The sequence below is a fragment of the Flagellimonas taeanensis genome, assembly GCF_003584105.1.
Taxonomy (GTDB): domain Bacteria; phylum Bacteroidota; class Bacteroidia; order Flavobacteriales; family Flavobacteriaceae; genus Flagellimonas; species Flagellimonas taeanensis.
In genome coordinates this window covers 1-2500 of the sequence record NZ_QXFO01000021.1, presented here as the reverse complement: position 1 = coordinate 2500, position 2500 = coordinate 1, and the positions used below count along the sequence as shown (strand labels likewise).

Genomic DNA, 2500 nt, shown 5'->3' with positions numbered 1-2500 from the left:
ACTCTCGGAATCACTTTTGTTTTCTCTTCCTCCGCCTACTTAGATGTTTCAGTTCAGCGGGTTCGCCCACCTTGCGGTGTGACAGGCCTTCAACCTGCCGGGTTGCCCCATTCGGACACCCACGGATCAATGCTCATGTGCAGCTCCCCGTGGATTTTCGCAGCTTATCGCGTCCTTCGTCGCCTCTGAGAGCCCAGGCATCCCCCATACGCCCTTCTTTTGCTTGTCGCACCTGTGCCTAAGCACAGATGCCCTCTCGTAATCCTTATATATTCTATTCTACTTCGTGTTTCTTCTTTTGACTTCGCCATGATGGTAAAACCATCACGCTCCGTCCCAATATGTCAATGAACTTTCTGGCACACCGCCACCGATCGGTGGACGGCACTTGCCGTGGTGGAGAATAAGGGAGTCGAACCCTTGACCTCCTGCGTGCAAGGCAGGCGCTCTAGCCAGCTGAGCTAATTCCCCATTACCAGTGGTCAGTTAACAGTTATCAGTTAACAGTACTATAACGGTAACCCAACACCTAGAATTTCCTATTCAATACTTCTTTTAAAGAACTTTTATAGACCCTGGCCCCAAAGGCCAAAAACCTGCGGCACTGCCGCTTCCGTAGTCTCAGGCAGACTCGAACTGCCGACCTCTACATTATCAGTGTAGCGCTCTAACCAGCTGAGCTATGAGACTGCATCGGCCCAAAAATGGGCAGTATACCAAAAAACATATCGCAAGACAGCAAAAGGGAAAAAACCATCCCGATGCGGGACCGGAAAAAATTCCGGGCGTCATCTTCTCTAGAAAGGAGGTGTTCCAGCCGCACCTTCCGGTACGGCTACCTTGTTACGACTTAGCCCTAGTTACCGATTTTGCCCTAGGCCGCTCCTTGCGGTGACGGACTTCAGGCACTCCCGGCTTCCATGGCTTGACGGGCGGTGTGTACAAGGCCCGGGAACGTATTCACCGGATCATGGCTGATATCCGATTACTAGCGATTCCAGCTTCACGGGGTCGAGTTGCAGACCCCGATCCGAACTGTGACCGGTTTTATAGATCCGCGCCCCCTTGCGGGGTGGCTTCCCTCTGTACCGGCCATTGTAGCACGTGTGTGGCCCAGGACGTAAGGGCCGTGATGATTTGACGTCGTCCCCACCTTCCTCACGGTTTGCACCGGCAGTCCCGTTAGAGTCCCCGACTTGACTCGCTGGCAACTAACGGTAGGGGTTGCGCTCGTTATAGGACTTAACCTGACACCTCACGGCACGAGCTGACGACAACCATGCAGCACCTTGCAGGCGGTCCGAAGAAAGGGATGTCTCCACCCCATGCAGCCTGCATTTAAGCCCTGGTAAGGTTCCTCGCGTATCATCGAATTAAACCACATGCTCCACCGCTTGTGCGGGCCCCCGTCAATTCCTTTGAGTTTCAACCTTGCGGTCGTACTCCCCAGGTGGGATACTTATCACTTTCGCTTGGCCACGGAGACAATGTCCCCACAGCTAGTATCCATCGTTTACGGCGTGGACTACCGGGGTATCTAATCCCGTTCGCTACCCACGCTTTCGTCCATCAGCGTCAGTACATGGTTGGTCACCTGCCTTCGCGATCGGTGTTCTATGTGATATCTATGCATTTCACCGCTACACCACATGTTCCGGCAACCCCACCATGACTCAAGACCTGCAGTATCAAAGGCAATTTTATGGTTGAGCCACAAACTTTCACCCCTGACTTACAGGCCCGCCTACGGACCCTTTAAACCCAATGATTCCGGATAACGCTCGGACCCTCCGTATTACCGCGGCTGCTGGCACGGAGTTAGCCGGTCCTTATTCTTACGGTACCGTCAGCCACCTACACGTAGGTGGGTTTCTTCCCGTATAAAAGCAGTTTACAACCCATAGGGCCGTCATCCTGCACGCGGCATGGCTGGATCAGTCTTCCGACCATTGTCCAATATTCCTCACTGCTGCCTCCCGTAGGAGTCTGGTCCGTGTCTCAGTACCAGTGTGGGGGATCCCCCTCTCAGGGCCCCTAACCATCGTTGCCATGGTGGGCCGTTACCCCACCATCAAGCTAATGGTACGCATGGCCATCCCTGTCCGATAAATCTTTAATCACAACATCATGCGATGTAATGATACCATGGGGCATTAATCCAAGTTTCCCTGGGCTATTCCCCTGACAGGGGCAGGTTCCATACGCGTTCCGCACCCGTGCGCCGGTCTCAGGGGTGCAAGCACCCCCTACCCCTCGACTTGCATGTGTTAGGCCTGCCGCTAGCGTTCATCCTGAGCCAGGATCAAACTCTTCATTGTCTATCGTTAAATATCTATCGAGACATCCTCAAAACAAATCCGGTCCTTGACATCAAAATGGCTTTAATTCTCTTTACGCTGTCTTTTGCAATATGTATATGAACTTCTTTTTCCTCCCCCGGTCTACACCTCTCGGCCTTCCCGGAGCGCCCTGCCTTATCAGCTAAGCGGGTGCAAATATA

Annotated in this window: 2 tRNA genes and 2 rRNA genes (1 of these 4 cut by a window edge); all 4 read right to left on the bottom strand. The window is 53.2% G+C overall.

The features are described from left to right. Nucleotides 1-230, bottom strand: a 23S ribosomal RNA gene (locus D2V93_RS10190); it reaches 2587 nt to the left of the window's first position. Nucleotides 231-394: 164 nt separating this feature from the next. Beyond that, nucleotides 395-471 (bottom strand) — tRNA-Ala (locus D2V93_RS10185). 145 nt (nt 472-616) lie between these two features. Beyond that, nucleotides 617-690 (bottom strand) — tRNA-Ile (locus tag D2V93_RS10180). 111 nt (nt 691-801) lie between these two features. Then, a 16S ribosomal RNA gene (locus D2V93_RS10175) occupies nt 802-2318 on the bottom strand. Together the 16S and 23S rRNA genes with 2 tRNA genes alongside form the textbook arrangement of a ribosomal RNA operon. Nucleotides 2319-2500 lie beyond the last annotated feature (182 nt).